Annotated in this window: 10 protein-coding genes; 3 read left to right on the forward strand and 7 right to left on the reverse strand. The window is 60.6% G+C overall.

Annotated features, from left to right (window positions below):
* The first annotated feature begins 154 nt into the window (after nucleotides 1-154).
* Genes bcsE through bcsG form a run of 3 tightly spaced genes read left to right on the forward strand, consistent with a single transcriptional unit; the run spans nucleotide 155 to nucleotide 3,541 of the window.
* On the forward strand, nucleotides 155-1,690 hold the full coding sequence (gene bcsE, locus OJ965_RS20310) for a cellulose biosynthesis protein BcsE (protein ID WP_265137654.1): 1,536 nt from the start codon (nucleotides 155-157) through the stop codon (nucleotides 1,688-1,690).
* Nucleotides 1,690-1,887 (forward strand): cellulose biosynthesis protein BcsF, encoded by a 198-nt coding sequence (locus OJ965_RS20315; RefSeq protein WP_009088386.1) that lies wholly within the window; start codon nucleotides 1,690-1,692, stop codon nucleotides 1,885-1,887. The genes bcsE and OJ965_RS20315 overlap by 1 nt, the downstream gene beginning before the upstream one ends.
* Complete coding sequence (gene bcsG / locus OJ965_RS20320) at nucleotides 1,877-3,541, forward strand: cellulose biosynthesis protein BcsG (protein ID WP_265137655.1); 1,665 nt, start codon at nucleotides 1,877-1,879, stop codon at nucleotides 3,539-3,541. The genes OJ965_RS20315 and bcsG overlap by 11 nt, the downstream gene beginning before the upstream one ends.
* An 82-nt stretch (nucleotides 3,542-3,623) precedes the next feature.
* Here the strand turns inward: bcsG and OJ965_RS20325 are convergent, their stop codons facing one another.
* The 7 genes from OJ965_RS20325 to bcsO are packed head-to-tail and all read right to left on the reverse strand — an operon-like array spanning nucleotide 3,624 to nucleotide 15,421.
* Nucleotides 3,624-4,631: a family 8 glycosyl hydrolase gene (locus tag OJ965_RS20325; RefSeq protein ID WP_265137656.1), complete on the reverse strand. Its 1,008-nt coding sequence runs from the start codon at nucleotides 4,629-4,631 to the stop codon at nucleotides 3,624-3,626.
* Between the two features lie 8 nt (nucleotides 4,632-4,639).
* On the reverse strand, nucleotides 4,640-5,083 hold the full coding sequence (gene bcsD, locus OJ965_RS20330) for a cellulose biosynthesis protein BcsD (protein ID WP_009088381.1): 444 nt from the start codon (nucleotides 5,081-5,083) through the stop codon (nucleotides 4,640-4,642).
* Nucleotides 5,083-8,886 carry a cellulose biosynthesis protein BcsC gene (locus tag OJ965_RS20335; RefSeq protein ID WP_265137658.1) on the reverse strand — a complete coding sequence of 1,268 codons (3,804 nt, stop codon included), beginning with the start codon at nucleotides 8,884-8,886 and terminating at the stop codon, nucleotides 5,083-5,085. Before OJ965_RS20335 ends, bcsD begins: the two co-directional genes overlap by 1 nt.
* Nucleotides 8,887-8,897: 11 nt before the next feature.
* Complete coding sequence (gene bcsB / locus OJ965_RS20340; RefSeq protein WP_265137659.1) at nucleotides 8,898-11,852, reverse strand: cellulose biosynthesis cyclic di-GMP-binding regulatory protein BcsB; 2,955 nt, start codon at nucleotides 11,850-11,852, stop codon at nucleotides 8,898-8,900.
* Nucleotides 11,849-13,960: a UDP-forming cellulose synthase catalytic subunit gene (gene bcsA, locus OJ965_RS20345; protein WP_009088376.1), complete on the reverse strand. Its 2,112-nt coding sequence runs from the start codon at nucleotides 13,958-13,960 to the stop codon at nucleotides 11,849-11,851. Before bcsA ends, bcsB begins: the two co-directional genes overlap by 4 nt.
* A 52-nt stretch (nucleotides 13,961-14,012) precedes the next feature.
* Nucleotides 14,013-14,816, reverse strand: a complete 804-nt coding sequence (gene bcsQ, locus OJ965_RS20350) for a cellulose biosynthesis protein BcsQ (RefSeq protein ID WP_265137661.1) — start codon at nucleotides 14,814-14,816, stop codon at nucleotides 14,013-14,015.
* On the reverse strand, nucleotides 14,807-15,421 hold the full coding sequence (gene bcsO, locus OJ965_RS20355) for a cellulose biosynthesis protein BcsO (protein ID WP_265137662.1): 615 nt from the start codon (nucleotides 15,419-15,421) through the stop codon (nucleotides 14,807-14,809). Before bcsO ends, bcsQ begins: the two co-directional genes overlap by 10 nt.
* Between the last annotated feature and the right edge of the window lie 355 nt (nucleotides 15,422-15,776).

A 15,776-nucleotide genomic window follows, 5' to 3' on the forward strand; every position in this document is an offset into this window, starting at 1 on the left:
GGCCTCTTCGCCTTTTTTCTGAAAAGGGGTTTCCAGAATAAGGACGCTATCAGAAAAGCGTAATTGGCCTGTCGCAGTAATTTTTAATTCGTCAGGTTACAACCTGTGCTGACTATAATAAACTAGCCTGGGCTGGAACAATATCGAATTCATTATGAAAAATTCTTTTTCACTGGGGCTGCGACAGGTTCAGCCTGAAGTCATAACGTTGCAAAATCCCGGTTTTTATTGGGTCACCTGCGCACGTCAGCAGGATATGCGTGCCTTTATTCGACAGGTTATTTCCCAGCAGCATGCCGCCACGCTCATCAGCGCCGGGCTGCCGCCCCGCGAGCTGCTGACGCCCGACCTGACGGGCGGCCCCGACCGTATCCCGCTCTTTTCTCTGCCGGCAAATAAAAAAAGTCTGCTGCAGCTGGAAAGGGATTTATCCCGCACGCTCAGTCATAAAAGTGGGCTGGTGATCTTCAGCAGCAGTACGGCGCAATGGGATAAATTAAACGAAGCGGAGTTGCGTGACTGGATAACACGCATGCGCAGAATGTTGCGCAAACGAAATATTACACTTCTCATCGTCACCACCGGTATTACTCTTTTTAATCAGACCAGCTCGCTTCAGCGTTATTATCGTCAGATAGACGGACTGGTTTATTTAACCGTTGAGCAGGATAGCTGGCTGTATCAAATAAGCTGGTGGTATACCGGCGAAAGACTGTTTGCCGATCGCACGCTTCGTCTGGGCTATGAAGATGCGCATTTCTTTGCGTTAAAAGAAACGCAGGAACCGCTGAGCCTGAATGACGAGCAACACTATCTGGCCGATAAAAGCGTGCTTGAAGGCGCGCCGCCGCTTTCCCGCCAGTGGCAGCTGTTTGACGATAATCAGCAGGTCTGGTTGCAGGCGCAGCAGGCCCATGCGGCCACCGTGATCTTCAGCCTGAATCACAGTGAACAGATCGGTGAACTGGCAAAAATGGTGCACAGCCTGCGCCGCGCGCGCGGCAACGGGCTGAAAATTGTGGTGCGTGAGATGGGCGTCAGCCTGCGTTACAGCGATGAGCGCCTGCTGCAGGCCTGCGGCGTGAACACCATTGTGCCCACCACGGCGGCGATGTCGCGCTTTCTCACCATGCTTGAAGGGATTCAGGGGCAGCGGTTCAGTCGTCGCGTGCCCGCCAGCCTGGATGCGCTGATCGCCTCCCTGCAGCCGCTGCATGAAAAAGGTTATCTGCGCCTGGATGCGTTCTGTGAGGCGGTCAGCCAGTTAATCAGCAACACCCTGCTGCCGGAAAATGACAAAGGTCTGCTGGTCGCCCTGCGCCCGGTGCCGCAGCTCACCCCTCAGCAGGTTCTGACACTCTGTAAACCGCGCCGCTTTGGCGATCTGGTCACGGTGCTGGAGGATCGGGTGATTCTGTTCCTCTCCTCCTGCCGCTACAACGACCTGGATAAAGCGCTGAAATTTATCTTTTCACTGCCGCACGATGAGCTGTTTGCCAACCGGATTATCTGGTTTGAGGACAACCAGATCCTCGCCGAGATCGGCAACATTAAAAAAATGACGCCGATGGCGCTGCAGGTGCTGACGCCGGTTTCCGATTCGGTGCGCACCGCGGAGATCCCGCCAGTGGCCGCGCCGGAGCGCCCGGTTCCGCAGCCCATTACATTACTGCCGGAGAGAGAGTCCTGATGAACCTGATGGATTGGGTGCAGATTGCGCTGCTGCTGCTGTTCATTCTGCTGATCGCCAGACCCGTGTGGCAGCAGTGGCTGCCGCGCCGCTGGAACGGTCTGCTGAATCGCCTGTTACCTGCACGTGCGCTGAAGTCTGAGGGGCACTGGCAGCGTCAATCTTCAAAAACGGATGCCAACATTAATGAAAAATGATCAACCCGCTGCAGCCCACGCTTCCCGTTTGTGGTCCTGCTGGCGCGGCCTGGGCGGCTGGAATTTCTATTTCTTAGTGAAGTTTGCCCTGCTGTGGTACGGCTATCTTAATTTTCACGCCCTGAGCAATCTGGTGTTTCTCGCCTGGCTCCTCTTCCCGCTGCCGTCGCTGCGCCTGCATCGCCTCCGTCACTGGATCTCCCTCCCCATCGGGATCGGGCTGTTCTGGCATGACACCTGGCTGCCCGGGCTCAGCAGCCTGCTCAGCCAGGGCGACCAGCTGGCGGGCTTCTCCGCCGCTTACCTGCTCGATCTGGCTGACCGTTTTATTAACTGGCAGATGTTAGGTGCGCTGTTTGTGCTGCTGGTGATCTACCTGTTTATTTCGCCCTGGATCCGCATCACCGTGCTGGTGTCGCTGATGATGATCTGGCTCAACGTGCTGACTATCGCCGGCCCGGCGATGTCGCTGCTGCCCACGCGCGCCGCCACGCCGCAGGTGGTTCTGAATCAGACGCCCGCCGCCGCCAGCCAGCCCGCAGCGGCACCGGAGGGGCTCGACCAGTCGGCTGCCCCCACCAGCGCCAGCCTGACCGCCTGGCTCAGCCGCTTTTATGAGAGTGAACGCAAGCGCGTCACCCACTTCCCTGACAGCCTGCCAGCCGATTCGCAGCCGTTCGACATTCTGGTGATCAATATCTGTTCGCTCGCCTGGTCTGATATGGATGCGTCCCAGCTGCGTAATCACCCGCTGTGGCAGCACTTCGACATCATGCTGACCAACTTCAACTCGGCCACCAGCTACAGCGGCCCGGCGGGGATTCGCCTGCTGCGTGCCAGCTGCGGTCAGACCTCGCACAGTGACCTTTATAAGCCCACCGATTCACGCTGCTATCTGTTCGATAATCTGGCGAAACTGGGCTTTAAAGAGCAGCTGATGATGGATCATATCGGTGTGTTCGGTAACTATCTCAAGGAGTTACGCGAGTCAGGCGATATTCAGGCTCCGTTGATGTCCCAGGCGGGCATTGCGCCGGAACTGACCTCGTTCGACGGCTCGCCGGTGCTTAACGATGCCCAGGTGATGCAGCGCTGGCTGGATGATCGCAGCAAGAGCAGCGATGCCCGCAGCGCCACCTTCTACAATCTGATCCCGCTGCACGACGGCACGCGCGACCTGGGCAGCACGAAAACGGCCCCGTGGAAGCCACGCGCTCAGCTGCTGTTTGACCAGATCGACGCCTTCCTGACGCAGCTGGAGAAATCGGGCCGCCGGGTGATGGTTCTGGTGGTGCCGGAGCATGGTGCCGCGCTGCAGGGCGATAAAATGCAGATGTCCGGCCTGCGCGATATCCCCAGCCCCGATATCACGCACGTGCCGGTGGGAATTAAGTTTGTCGGCATGAAGGCACCGCATCAGGGACAGCCCCTGAATATCGATGCACCAACCAGCCTGCTGGCTGTCTCAGAGCTTGTCTCGCGCGTGGTCGATGGTCAGGTGTTTAATGCGCCGAATGTGAACATGTCGGTGCTGACGGACAAGCTGCCTCAGACGCCTGTCGTATCGGAGAATGATGGTGCGGTGGTGATGATGTATCAGGGCAAACCCTGGATCCGGCTTAACGGCGGCGACTGGGTCGCCTACCCGCAGTAGCGCAGCGATGGAGGGGTTCAGGCGCGGCGACGCGCCTGAACCGGAATGAACCCGCTGCTATCCGCAACAGGGCGCTGAGCAATCAGCGCTTCTCCTGAAAAGCCTGCCAGGTCAGTAACTGCAGGCTGGACGAAAAGTAGTTCTGATCCGCCGCCAGCGTATCGCTCAGATAGCCCGTCTCATTCAGCGTCAGGTCACGAACTGCCAGCAGACCGCCCTCAAGATGGTAAGGGGCCGGGGTATTCGCCAGCACGTCAAACCAGGCTGGCGTCAGCATCCGGCTGTAACCCTGCCAGACGCGCTGAAACGGCACCAGCGCCAGACTGTGCGGGTCATACCACCAGATGTTCAGCGGCACGCGAATGGCGTCGTAGCTGAAGCGGCTGGAATAGCCGACGGCCGGGGCAACCGTACCGTCAGCATTCAGCGCCACCCAGTCCAGCGGCAGGCCGGTTTTCCCAAAGCTCAGCTTACCCAGCAGATCGAAACCGTCATTGATCAGCTTATCCCAGACCTGGAGATGGCTGCGCTCGCCAAACTCATGCCAGGCCTGAAACAGGAAGTAGGAGGGGTTCAGCACTACAAAGCTGCCTTTGTTAAAGCCCTGCGCCCCCGGCAACAGCACGGTGTGCCCGCCAAAATTCGCCACATCCAGCCGGATGATGGCACGCTGGATACGGTCAGAGGCCTGCTGATAGCTCTCAGCCTGCCACTTCTGCGCGGCACGCTGCAGCGCCCAGGCGAGCAACACATCACCATCCGAGGCGTTGTTTTTGTCGGCAACCGGATTGTCACTGCCCGGCACATAGCGCCAGTAGAACAGCTCGGTCTGCGGATTACGCAGCTGGGTGCGCGTCCACTGCCACAGCCGATCAAAGGTGGCGCGGTCATCGTTAGCGACCGCCAGCAGCATGCCATACCCCTGACCTTCGGTGTGACTGACATTGTTATTGGCGGTGTCGATGATCCGCCCTTCAGGGGTAACAAAACGGCTTTTAAAAGTGTCCCAGCCGCTGGCACTGGCCTGCGCGCTGCAGGCCAGCAGTAACACTGAGCAGATCCAGCCCAGCCAGAATGGCTTACGTTTCATAATTGATCCTATTGATATCGATAGTACAGCGTACTGCCTTCACTGCGTTCAGCCGTCACCGGCACCCGGTTGCTGCCGCCCTGCCCCTGCAGCCAGCCCGAAAAAAGACCGGCCAGCACCGCACCAAACGCCGACTGCCACTCAGCCGGTGAAAGGATGTTGTCGCCTGCCGGTATAGCGTGACAGGTAATCCGCAGCGCCGCCTCTTCCGGCTGAAGCTGCACAAACCCCCAGTTAAAGCGCGCCAGCTGCAGATTACACTCGCGCTCCAGATCCTGCACGGTGCGTGCCGCTGGCAACGGATAGCGGGTCGCCAGCGACTCCCCCATGCGGTAGAGGAAGGCTTCCGCCTCCTGCTGACCGGCGTTGGCGATCATCCCCTCAATCAGCACGCTGACCAGGTCAAACCAGCCCGGCTGCCAGGGATGCGAACCGCCCGAATGCTCACTCATTACTTCTCTCCGAACAGATAGCGGACATAGAGCTGCGCGCTGCTTTCGTTGTAGTCACCAAAGGTGTCATAGCCCAGCTGGCCGCCAATCGTCACATCTTTATTGAGTTTATAGTCAGCCCCCGCGTGCAGGTTGTAGCCGACGCCATTTTTACTGCCACCCGAGTAGTACGCCTCTTTCACGCTGCCACCGGCGGCAAGCGCCTCCAGCTGCGACTGCAGCCGGGCATCGGCCGGGAAGTACGCACTCTTGTCCTGGCTGTAGCTCTGATAACCGGCGGAACCGCCGATGTTCACTTTCAGATCGTTAAACCGGCGAGAGAACTCCACCGGGAAAGAGACCGCCGCATAGTTCTGCGGGCTGAAGTAGCCGCCCTGCCCGTAGCTGAAATAGCTGAGGTTTTTCGAAAAGTCCATCCACGACAGGCTCATCCCCACTTTCAGCTCGCGGTCGTCGCTGTGGAACGGACGAACGTAAGCGCCTGCCGTCGCCTGCAGACTGTTGTTGCTGGCAACATTTTCACCCAGATAGCTGTAAGCGCCTGCCCCGGCATAGAAGCCCGCATCGCCATTGTCATAGCTTAGCAGGGCGTTAGCCCCGTTCTTCGTGACGCGGCCCCAGCGTTTGCCGCTGGCCTTATCCTCTGCGCCCACGTATGAGAGCAGGCTGTCGGTAATGGCGCGGCGCTCGCCGGTCAGGATCAGCGTCAGGAAGTCGGTCAGCTTTGGTGACCACTGGACGCCGCCCACCAGGGTACTGAGATCCTGCCCCAGCGGCGTACTGCCGAGATCGACCTTGTAACGGTCGCCCTTCAGCGCCAGATTCAGCTCCACGCCCGACGCCATTTGCGAATCGGTGGTGGCGTTCGGCAGATCATTGACCGTGGCACCGCCTGCGGCGACCACATTGCCCTGGCTCAGCGCATTGGTGCCGAAACGACGCCACGCATCGGCCGCGCCGCTGCCCGCCGTGAGCGAGACCGGCGTGGCGGTAAAGTCAAAGCGCGCCTTTTCAAACGGCACGGTAGAGAACGTCAGCGGCGCTTTGGCTTCGGTGAGTTTGCTCAGGCCTGACTCGCCATCACGCCCGCGCACCTGCACCATACCCTGACTCCAGGTGCCGGTTTTCTCCTGCAGCGAATCCATCATGGTGTCGATCTCGTGCAGCGTCTGCGCCTGTCGGGACGCGGTTTCGCTGCCCGCAGCCGGTTCGCCCTGTGCCGTCACCCCGGCAGGCGCTGCCTGCCACGGCAGCACGGTGCCGTAGCTGGACGCGGTGCGTCCTACCGGCGAAGTGTGGCGATTGATAAAGGGGTTATCCGCCAGGGCCAGCCCGCCTATCGTCGGCACGCTGCCGGGCTGCGCGCCCTGCAGGCCGATCAGCTGACCACGCGCGGAACGCAGATAGCCCATCGCCTGCGTATGGTCGCCGTTGGCTTCCGCGACGCGCGCCAGCAGCAGCAGGCGATCGGCCGACGGCGCGGTGCGGTTAAGGCCGCGACTCAGCGCACTGGCGCGCTGCACATCGTTCTGCGCCAGCGCCACGTTGATGGCCCCGACGCGGGCATCCTGAGTCGGGGTATCCTGGGTCATCAGGTAGTCATACACCACACCGGCATCCCGGTTCATCTTACCGTCCTGGTAAAGACGGGCCATCGCGAACATCAGATCGCGGTTCTGTGGATCCTGCTGCAGGGCACCAATCAGCTTGTCATAGGCCACCGCATACTGCCGCTGCTGCCGCAGGCGATCCACTTCATTAATCAGATAGCCGTTGCGAATGCCGGCCAGCTGGGTCGGGGTACTGCGCGCCTGCAGCTCAGGGTTGCTGAGGAAGCGCTGTGCCTCACTGCCGAGGCCCGCCTGATTCAGCACCGCCATCTGCGCCGCATAGTCGCCCGCATTCCCCTGCACGCCGCGCTGCAGGTTAGCCCGCACCAGCGAGACGGCGCTGGTGAGATCGCCCGCCTGCGCCAGCTTCTGCGCCAGGTTACCGGCATCAACCGGATTCGCGGGTGGATTGACCGTGAGCGCTTTCAGGGTATTGGCAGCGGCGGCCGTGGCTCCCTGCGCCAGATAGCGATCGGCGGTGCTCATCTGCAGGTTGAAATTGACCCGCTGCGCCAGTTCACGCATCGCTGCGGTCTGTGCGCTGGCGGGAATGCGTGACAGTAAGGTGCTGGCCTGCTGCCAGCCGCCGCTTTCGCTGGCGTTGAGTGCGCCAGCATACAGCTCGCTGCTGCTGGCACCGCTGCGCATGACCGGCTGCATCACGTTAGCGGCCAGCAGCGTATCCCCCTGCTGGCGGTAGAGCCGGGCCAGATCGAGCCGCAGCCACCCCTCCGTGGGATAGCGCTGAATAGCCTGTTGCAGCGTCGCCATCGCCGCGGCGCTGTTACCGGCGGCCAGCTGACGCTTCGCCTGCTGGCGCAGCGCATCGGCTTCATTCGCCCGCGGTGCGACGCTCTGGCGTACGCTCTCCGGCAGGGAGCTTAGCAGGCTGCCAGCTTCAGCCGTACGATTCTGCTGGCGCAGCACGTAAAACAGCCCCTCTTTGGCGCTGCGGTTATCCGCATCGCTTTGCAGGATTTCGCGGTAGATCTGCTCTGCCTGGACGGGCTGATTCGTGCGGCGCAGCACGTCGGCGCGGAACAGCCTGGCGGCCAGCCCTTTTTCGCCCTGCGCCTGCATCAGTGGTTCGCTTAATGTCAGCGCCTGTGCGCTGTCGCCGTTTTTCAGCGCCTGCTGCGCGCTGGCCAGCTGCGCATAGAAGCGGGCATCGTCGGCCTGCTGCTGACGCGACGCACTCTGATCGCCGCCAAGCTGCGCCGCCCGCTGCAGATAATCGGCCGCTTCCTGATAACGTCCGTCACGCTGGGCCACGTAGCCCATGCCCGCCAGCGCATCCGCATCCTGAGGATTCGCACCCAGCACTTTTTCAAAGCTGGCCTGCGCCCCGCCGACATCCCCGCTGTTCAGCGCGCTGAAGCCCGCCCCTTTTTCTGCGCCACCCACGTTCTTACGGTAGTAGTCCATGACCGCAGTGTCCTGCGGATGACGCTGCTGCCAGGTCTGATAACGCGCCGCATCGGCGGGCTGCGGGCCGAGCCACAGCAGCGCCTGACGCAGTGAACGGTCAGCATCCTGATTGCCGCTCGCCAGCGCGCTCAGCACTTCAATGCCTTCACGGCGGGTCGACTCCTGATAAGTCAGCGCTTTCCCCAGCGCCAGCTGCGCACCCGTGTCCTGCGGATGCTGCGCCGCAAACTGCCGCAGCGCCTCAACCGCCTGCGGCAGCAGCGTACGGTCGCCGGCCATAGTGAGATAATATTCCGCCGCCACGCTGGCGGGCGGCTCATTGCCGCTGAAGGTGTTGCGCCAGGTCTGTAACGCCGCCGGTATATTGCCGCTGCGCGCCTGCTGACGCGCCAGCGAAAGCTGCGCCTGCGGAATGGTCTGCATCTGGCGCGCATTATCCAGCTCGCTCAGATGGGGATCGCCAGGGGCAACCTGACTCAGGCGGGCGCGATACTGCGCCGCCGCCGCCGTGTCGCCGCCCTGCTGGGAATAGAGCGCCAGCAGGTAGAGCGCCTGGGTGTTGCCGGGTTCCACCATCAGCACCTTCTGCAGCGAAGCCTTCGCCAGATCGTCATGCGCCTTCTGGTGCCAGTAAGAAGCCTGGTCGAACAGCGCCTGCAACGCCGGGTTACTGCTTTCCGCCGCCAGCAGCGGCGAAGAGAAGATCAGCGTGCTGCCCAGCAGCAGCGCATGGCGGATTCCGGCACTTATCAGAGTCGTTTTCATTCTTTTTATCCTTACTTCCTGCCGGAATCACGGTCCTGCTTTGGATGCAGACGCCGCCAGGCATGGCGCTTCAGCATCGCCCAGGCCGCACTGCCCACCAGCGCAGAGACCAGCAGCGCCGCCAGTGCCAGCAGCACCGAGTGCTGGTTGGCGTACCACACCACCATCATGTACCAGGGCATCTCGCCGCTGGGGAACTGTGCGCCGACGCGGAAACTGCGAATGCCGTTTTCATCGGTAATGATCGCGGTATCGCCGCGCACGGCGGCGTTGATCTGCGCCGAACTTAAATCGTTGTGCAGTCGCAGCAGCTGGTCGTCGCTGGTTGCGACCGTCATCACCACCAGTCGATCGGGGTTCCACGGCGAGCGATAACTGAGGAAGCCGCGCCACGCCTCGTTGGAGGAGAAGTAGCGATCGGCATCCAGCTGCTGCCGACTCCAGTCGCCGGTCAGCCAGCCGCGTAATTGTTCCAGCGTATCCGGCTCTTTCACGCCAAAGGTGTTGCCGCTGGCGTCGTACGGTGACGCCGCCAGCATCGCCTGATTAAAGGCGCTGTTGCCGGTGGTGCTGACCGCCAGCAGATCGCTCTGCTGTAAACGTGCCAGATGGGTGCCACCTGCGGGCAGACCAAACATCACCTGATTCTGCGTCAGCGCCACGCCGGTAGCATTCCCGGCGCGCGCCGCCAGATCCAGCAGCGTCGACAGCTCGGCGTTGCTGGGGGTTTCCGGCAGCAGCAGCGTGGTCTGACCGAAGTCGGCCAGACGCGAGAACGGGAAGGATGCCCCGACAAAGTAAGAGAGGTTCGGCAGCATACTGAAGTGGCGGGTATGGCTCAGATCGATCCACGAGTCCTCTTCAATCCGGCTCTTGATGTTGTTATTCAGCAGCACGCCGCAGGGCGCGTCCGCACGCGGTTTAATATTGAAGTAGAGCGCCAGCTGGTTATCGCCGTAGATCAGATAGGGTTCGAGATTAAGCCGATACTGCTCCTGCCGCGCATCCCCACCTAAACGGTGCCAGGCATTCTCCAGCAGACCAACTTTGTTCACCGTCAGGTTGCGCAGGAAGGTGCCGTTAAGCATGACGTTAAGGAACGAATTCTCCTCATCAATCCAGGTTTCCGACGGGAAGCGATAGTGCAGATTGACCGGCACCGTGTCGCCATCCCACAGGAAAAGGTCAGGCGCGGCGCGGAAGTTCACGCGCAGGGCGTCGTGCCAGATGCCGCTGCTGGTCAGGCTCTGATCTTTGCGCAGCAGTTCGCTCAGGCGCACCGGGCGGTCCGTGTTAATCCAGCGCGGGGCATCGTAAGGCTTACGGCTGTCAGGGAGCGGCGAAGAGACCGGCAGCTGGCTCTCATCGGTCGCCAGGGGCTGCGTCAGCCGGTTTGCCGCCTGACGCAGCTGATCCGCGTTGTTGCCACTGACCAGCAGCAGTTTGTAGACCGGATTGATGGGGTTATCCACCAGCTGCAGCATCGGTCCGTTGCTGGCCGGGAAGGTCAGCGTGCCGATGCGCTCACCGGGATGACCAAACAGGATGCCGTTGTTCTCCGGCAGCTCACCGCGCACCACCGGGAAACGAATCCCGCGATAATCACTCTGGATGCCGAGCCAGGATGCCACCAGCGCCGCCGCACTCACCGCATCGGGAGAGAGGTTGCTGGCGAAGCCGATGGTCACGGTGGCGGCGGTCATCCGCTGAGGATCGAGGAACGGTCGCGGGAAATTGCGCAGGCGGGTGCCGATATTCAGCTGCTGCCCCTCAAGGTGCAGGGAGGTCTGCGGCAGGATGGTGACCTGATACTGCTGTGCGCTCTCTTTCTCACACAGCAACTTGTCCGCATCGTTGATTTTAAAACTCAGGTTGTTTTCAGAGACCACCATCGCCGCCGGGATCTCCAGCTCATAGTCGCTGACATCGCTGTCGGTCGCGCCCAGCGGCAGTGTGCCGAGCGGCTGACCGTTCAGCATCAGCTGCAGCGACGTATTCCGCGCTGCCAGTGCGGCTGAGACACGCAGCGACAGATTGAGCCGCGCATTGGTAATCACCTCATCGCTGGGCAGGGTAAAGGTAATGCCTGACTGCAACTGGCCGCCGGTCAGCGTGATGCCGCGTGTCTGGCCCATCTGCGCCACGGAGAGGGTGCTGCTGATCGGCTGATTGATCGCCGCCATGACCGGTAACGGCGCGTCTGCCGCCGGTGCTGTCGCCTGGCCTGGCGCATAGGGCAGCGCGCTGGCGGCCGCTTCCAGCGCCGGGTCCGCACTGCTCAGCCCCTGCGGCAACGGCACTGCTGACAGCGCACTGCTGTCCTGCGTGACGGCTCCGCTGTGCGTCGTCGGGGCCGCAGCGTCGCCCGTCGCGACAGGATTCTGCTGAGCGGCTGTCGCCTCAGCGGCAGGAACCGCTGCGGCTGGCGCTGATCCTGACGTGTCACCGGGTGAGGCGGATGGTGGTGTCGCGGAGGGAACCGCTCCGCTGGCCGGGGCCGCACTGTTCACCGGTGCGGCAGAGGGCGCATCGCTGGCGGATGGCTGGGCCGCGCCGGTCGCTGGTGCCACAGAGGGCGCGGCTGATGGCGTTTCGCTGGCCGGAGCCTGCGCGGAATCAGTTCCCGGCGTGGCAGACGCTGCGCTGTTCCCGGCTGCCGCAGCTGGCGCGGCTGACGGCGTCTCGCTGGCCGGTGCCTGTGCGGAATCGGTTCCCGGCGTGGCAGAGGCTGCGCTGTCCCCGGCTGCCGCAGCTGGCGGCGTTTCGCTGGCCGGAACCTGCGCGGAATCGGTTCCCGGCGCGGCTGATGGCGTGATCGGAGCCGCCCCGGGCGGCGTCGGGGCTGAACTATTTACCGGCGCCACGCCGCTGTTGTCCACCGCCGCTGGCGTTTCCGCGCCGGCAGGCGTCAGCCACAAGGCCGCCGTCAGTGAACTGGCCAGCAATGTCTGCGTCAGGATCTTCATGCCGCGCCATCCTCTTTCGCCGCCGCGGCAACCGGGTCGACATTTTTACGTTTATCGTGGCGGCCCTTCCAGGTCAGCCAGAACAGCTCAAACACGGTACGGATAATGGTGCCTAGCGAGATCAATGGGTTGTCCTGTTTATACTCCGGCTGAATCCACGCATCGGCACGCGCCAGCACCACGCGCACCAGTTCGCGACGGCGCGCCAGTGGCATCGCTTCAAAGCGCAGACGAATGCTCTCCGCATCGCCGGAAATCTTCGTGACCGGAAGCGTAATCGCCCCTGACTTCAGCAGCAGATCGATCTCTTCGATTTCATCAGACTCGTGACGCCCGTCGGGCGCGTCGAGTTGCGCGCCCCCCATGGAGAGGTTACTGGTCAGTGTGCGCGATGAAATGCCGCTGGCGTAGTGAATAATCGTCGGGATCTGTACCTCAATACGGATGGTTTTACGCACCTGTTTGGTTTCGCGCGCCACGGCAATTGCGGCCATCAGAATGATCAGGCTGAAAATCGCCCAGCCGACGTTCAGGGCAATCACGTAGGGATCGACGCCAAAGTAGTCATGCATCACCGCCCGCACCACGCCAGCCACAATGCCGATGCTCAGCAGCAGCGCCACGATCACGTGCGGACGCACAATATGGAAGTCGAAGAAGCCCTGATCCAGCACGCCGCCTTTATCGGTCACGTTAAATTTGCCATGTTTAGGCGACAGCAGGGTCAGGATGGTCGGGATCACCAGGTGGAAGCACATCACCGTCTCATAAATCTCGCCCCAGAAGGTGTAGCGGAAACGGCCATTCATGCGGGAGTTGACGTAGAGTGACATCACCAGATGCGGCAGCACGTAGGCGAAAATCAGTGACGCCGAGGAGTGAATAATGTTGAGGTTAAACAGCAGGTAAGCCAGCGGCGCGGTCAGGAAGGCGACGCGCGGCAGACCAAACTGAAAATGCAGCATGGCGTTGAGATAGCAGAGACGCTGCTGCCACTTCAGACCCCGGCCAAACAGCGGGTTATCGACGCGGAAAATCTGCGTCATGCCGCGCGCCCAGCGGGTACGCTGAATGATGTGCAGCCCCAGACGTTCTGTGGCCAGACCGGCCGCCAGCGGAATCGACAGAAAGGCCGAACCCCAGCCCAGCCGCTGCATTTTCAGGGCGGTATGCGCATCTTCCGTCACGGTTTCAACGGCAAAGCCGCCAATCTCTTCCAGCGCGGAACGGCGGATCACCGCACAGGAGCCGCAGAAGAAGGTGGCGTTCCAGTTGTCGTTGCCCTGCTGCACCGGGCCATAAAACAGTGACCCTTCGTTTGGCATGCTGCGCGCGGCGCGCAGGTTACGCTCGAAGGGATCGGGTGAGTAGAAGTAGTGCGGTGTCTGAAGCAGCGCCAGTTTTGGGTCGTTCAGAAAGGGGCCAACCGTCGCCTGCAGGAAGGTGCGGGTCGCGACGTGATCGCAGTCGAAAATGCAGATCAGCTCACCTTTGGTGATTTTCATGGCATGGTTAAGGTTACCGGCCTTGGCGTGTCTGTTGTCGTCGCGGGTGATATAGCCCACCCCCACATCGGCCGCGAAGCGGGCAAATTCGCTGCGCTTGCCATCATCCAGCAGGTAGACCCTGAGTTTGTCGCGCGGGTAGTCAATACACTGCGCCGCCAGCACGGTGTCGCGCACCACTTCCAGGCTTTCATTGTAGGAGGGGATATAAATATCCACCGTCGGCCACAACCGGGTATCGTCCGGCATCGGAACGATGGTGCGTTTTAAAGGCCAGGTGGTTTGCAGGAAGCCGAGAATTAAAATCAGCCAGACGTAAAGCTCCGCCAGATATAAGCCAATCCCTAAGATAGCCTCGACTTCGGAATTAAAATGCAGCGTCTCTGTCGTCCGCCACCAGATATAACGGCTGGACATTAATGCCGAGAGGATCACCATCACCACGGTAATTTTGCGGCTCTTGCTGAAACCCAATAAAAACATCATGCCGATGCTGATCAGACCAAAAATATACTGTTTCTGGCTGTCCATCGGCGTAGTGATGATCACCGCCGCAACAGGTGCAAGCACCAGCAGCAGCAGGTAAAACCCGATTTTACTCATGATTCACCCTGAGAAGCGCTGTGTAAATCAGCTGTCTGGCGAAACCAGCCGGTTAAAAATGGTGAGTACGGATAGGTGCCTGAACTTCGCCATTGCCCACGGTGATATTGAGAATGCTGCTGACGCGTTTCGCGATCAGTTCAATATCAAATGCCGCGGCGGAAGCGGGGCTGAAATCGTAAACAGACTGCTGAGACGCGTTGGCTTCGCCAACACTTTCATCACGGTGAACCACGCCCAGTAAATTATCCCCCAGCCGCTGCTGCATAAAGGCCGTCACATCGCGATTAATATTGCGGCGGTTATCGCACTGGTTCAGGATAAAATAGTGCCCCTGCTTATTATTAAGCGGTTTACCGATCATCCGGTTCTCTTCTATCTGCGGTAATAACGAGACCGATGCGGTATCTGCTAACATCACCACTAAATGCATATCGGCCAGCGCCGTCATGGCTTTAAGGGCCGGACCGGGGCCGGGCGGAAAATCAGCCACAATCACCAGGCCGGGATAATTGAGCACCGTGTCGAGACCGCGCTGAATAAAGTGGGGATCTTTCATCAGGTTATCTTCGAACCGTTCGCGCTGCGGCTCTGTGACGTCGCCATAAGGCAGAACAAAGATATTGCCGCCGGTGGTGAGAATCGACTGACTCCAGTCCGCCTGCTCTTCTGAACGCGCCACAAATCCGCGGCCGTCGTGGAGCGGCACGCCAAAATGCAGACGTAATGCGTTCTGCACATCAAAATCGATGGCCAGAACTTTGCTACCGGATCGCGCCAGGCTCCAGGCCAGATTCGCCGCCAGCGTGGTTTTCCCCACGCCCCCCTTCGGCGAGCACACACAAACTAACGGCATAGCGCAATCTTCTCCAGTAACGGTTTCAGTAAGGTTTCTTTCGGCAGGCTGACTTCACGTGAGCGGAACAGCGCGCCAAACCGTCCCGGCTCAGCATGAGGCGCGGACGGTGCCACCGCGGGCTGAAGTTCGGCCACGCTGGCGGGCCGGACCGGCGCGGCGACAGGTTCCGCGACGATGGCTTTTTGTGGCGGCGGGGGTGGTGGAAATAAGGCCGACGGGCCCCGCTCAGCCGCTGGCGTGGCCGCAGGGACGCTGCTGCCTGCCAGGCTGTCGAGAATCGAACTGCGGGCCGCCGCCGGTTGCGCACTGAGCGCGGCGTAACGGGGCTGTGCCTCTGCCGGCGACGCAGAGAGCGTTGCGGGGCGCGGTGGCTCTGGCGGAGGTGCCGTAAACTCATCACCGCGCAGCGGCTGCGGTTGTGGCAGGTCTATTCGCTGACCGCCACCGAACGGCGTGTGATGCTCCTCCTTCGCCAGCTGACGAAGCAGTGCCCATTTACTCTGTTCCGCCGGTTCCTGCGTCTGGCCAGACATATCTTTAAAGGCGATGTCGAGCGTTTTTGTTTTTTCTTGAAAACGCTGCAAATCATCATAATTCTTCATTTGAGGTGGCCTGCCACAAGGGGGGAATTTTCCTGGAATATACCACATCCTGTTATTCGCAGTCAGGAAAACCTGATTATAAAAAAAGCATATTTAATTAACGATTTTAATCATACAGATTCACTAATCTCCCGATGATGCCTTCCATAGCCAACCGGCACTCAACATTAATAAATTAAACTTAAGTTAAACTGGCTATTCCTTTCTGAATAATGTTTCAGCAGAGAGGGCTCAGACATTGCCTGGTACAGCCAGCTGCACTCATATCAGGATGGCACCGCTAAAGGAAGATGCAGCGCTGCTGGCGAATAACAGCGACGGGCTGTGATAAGAGAGGGGGAAAATAAAGCGGGGG

The sequence above is a fragment of the Pantoea anthophila genome (assembly GCF_026104315.1).
GTDB classification, from domain to species: domain Bacteria; phylum Pseudomonadota; class Gammaproteobacteria; order Enterobacterales; family Enterobacteriaceae; genus Pantoea; species Pantoea anthophila.

What these genes read in the sequence shown, in the direction of transcription:
- bcsE (WP_265137654.1), top strand. Translation starts at nt 155, where the DNA reads ATGAAAAATTCTTTTTCACTGGGGCTGCGACAGGTTCAGCCTGAAGTC.
- OJ965_RS20315 (WP_009088386.1), top strand. Translation starts at nt 1,690, where the DNA reads ATGAACCTGATGGATTGGGTGCAGATTGCGCTGCTGCTGCTGTTCATT.
- bcsG (WP_265137655.1), top strand. Translation starts at nt 1,877, where the DNA reads ATGAAAAATGATCAACCCGCTGCAGCCCACGCTTCCCGTTTGTGGTCC.
- OJ965_RS20325 (WP_265137656.1), bottom strand. Translation starts at nt 4,631, where the DNA reads ATGAAACGTAAGCCATTCTGGCTGGGCTGGATCTGCTCAGTGTTACTG.
- bcsD (WP_009088381.1), bottom strand. Translation starts at nt 5,083, where the DNA reads ATGAGTGAGCATTCGGGCGGTTCGCATCCCTGGCAGCCGGGCTGGTTT.
- OJ965_RS20335 (WP_265137658.1), bottom strand. Translation starts at nt 8,886, where the DNA reads ATGAAAACGACTCTGATAAGTGCCGGAATCCGCCATGCGCTGCTGCTG.
- bcsB (WP_265137659.1), bottom strand. Translation starts at nt 11,852, where the DNA reads ATGAAGATCCTGACGCAGACATTGCTGGCCAGTTCACTGACGGCGGCC.
- bcsA (WP_009088376.1), bottom strand. Translation starts at nt 13,960, where the DNA reads ATGAGTAAAATCGGGTTTTACCTGCTGCTGCTGGTGCTTGCACCTGTT.
- bcsQ (WP_265137661.1), bottom strand. Translation starts at nt 14,816, where the DNA reads ATGCCGTTAGTTTGTGTGTGCTCGCCGAAGGGGGGCGTGGGGAAAACC.
- bcsO (WP_265137662.1), bottom strand. Translation starts at nt 15,421, where the DNA reads ATGAAGAATTATGATGATTTGCAGCGTTTTCAAGAAAAAACAAAAACG.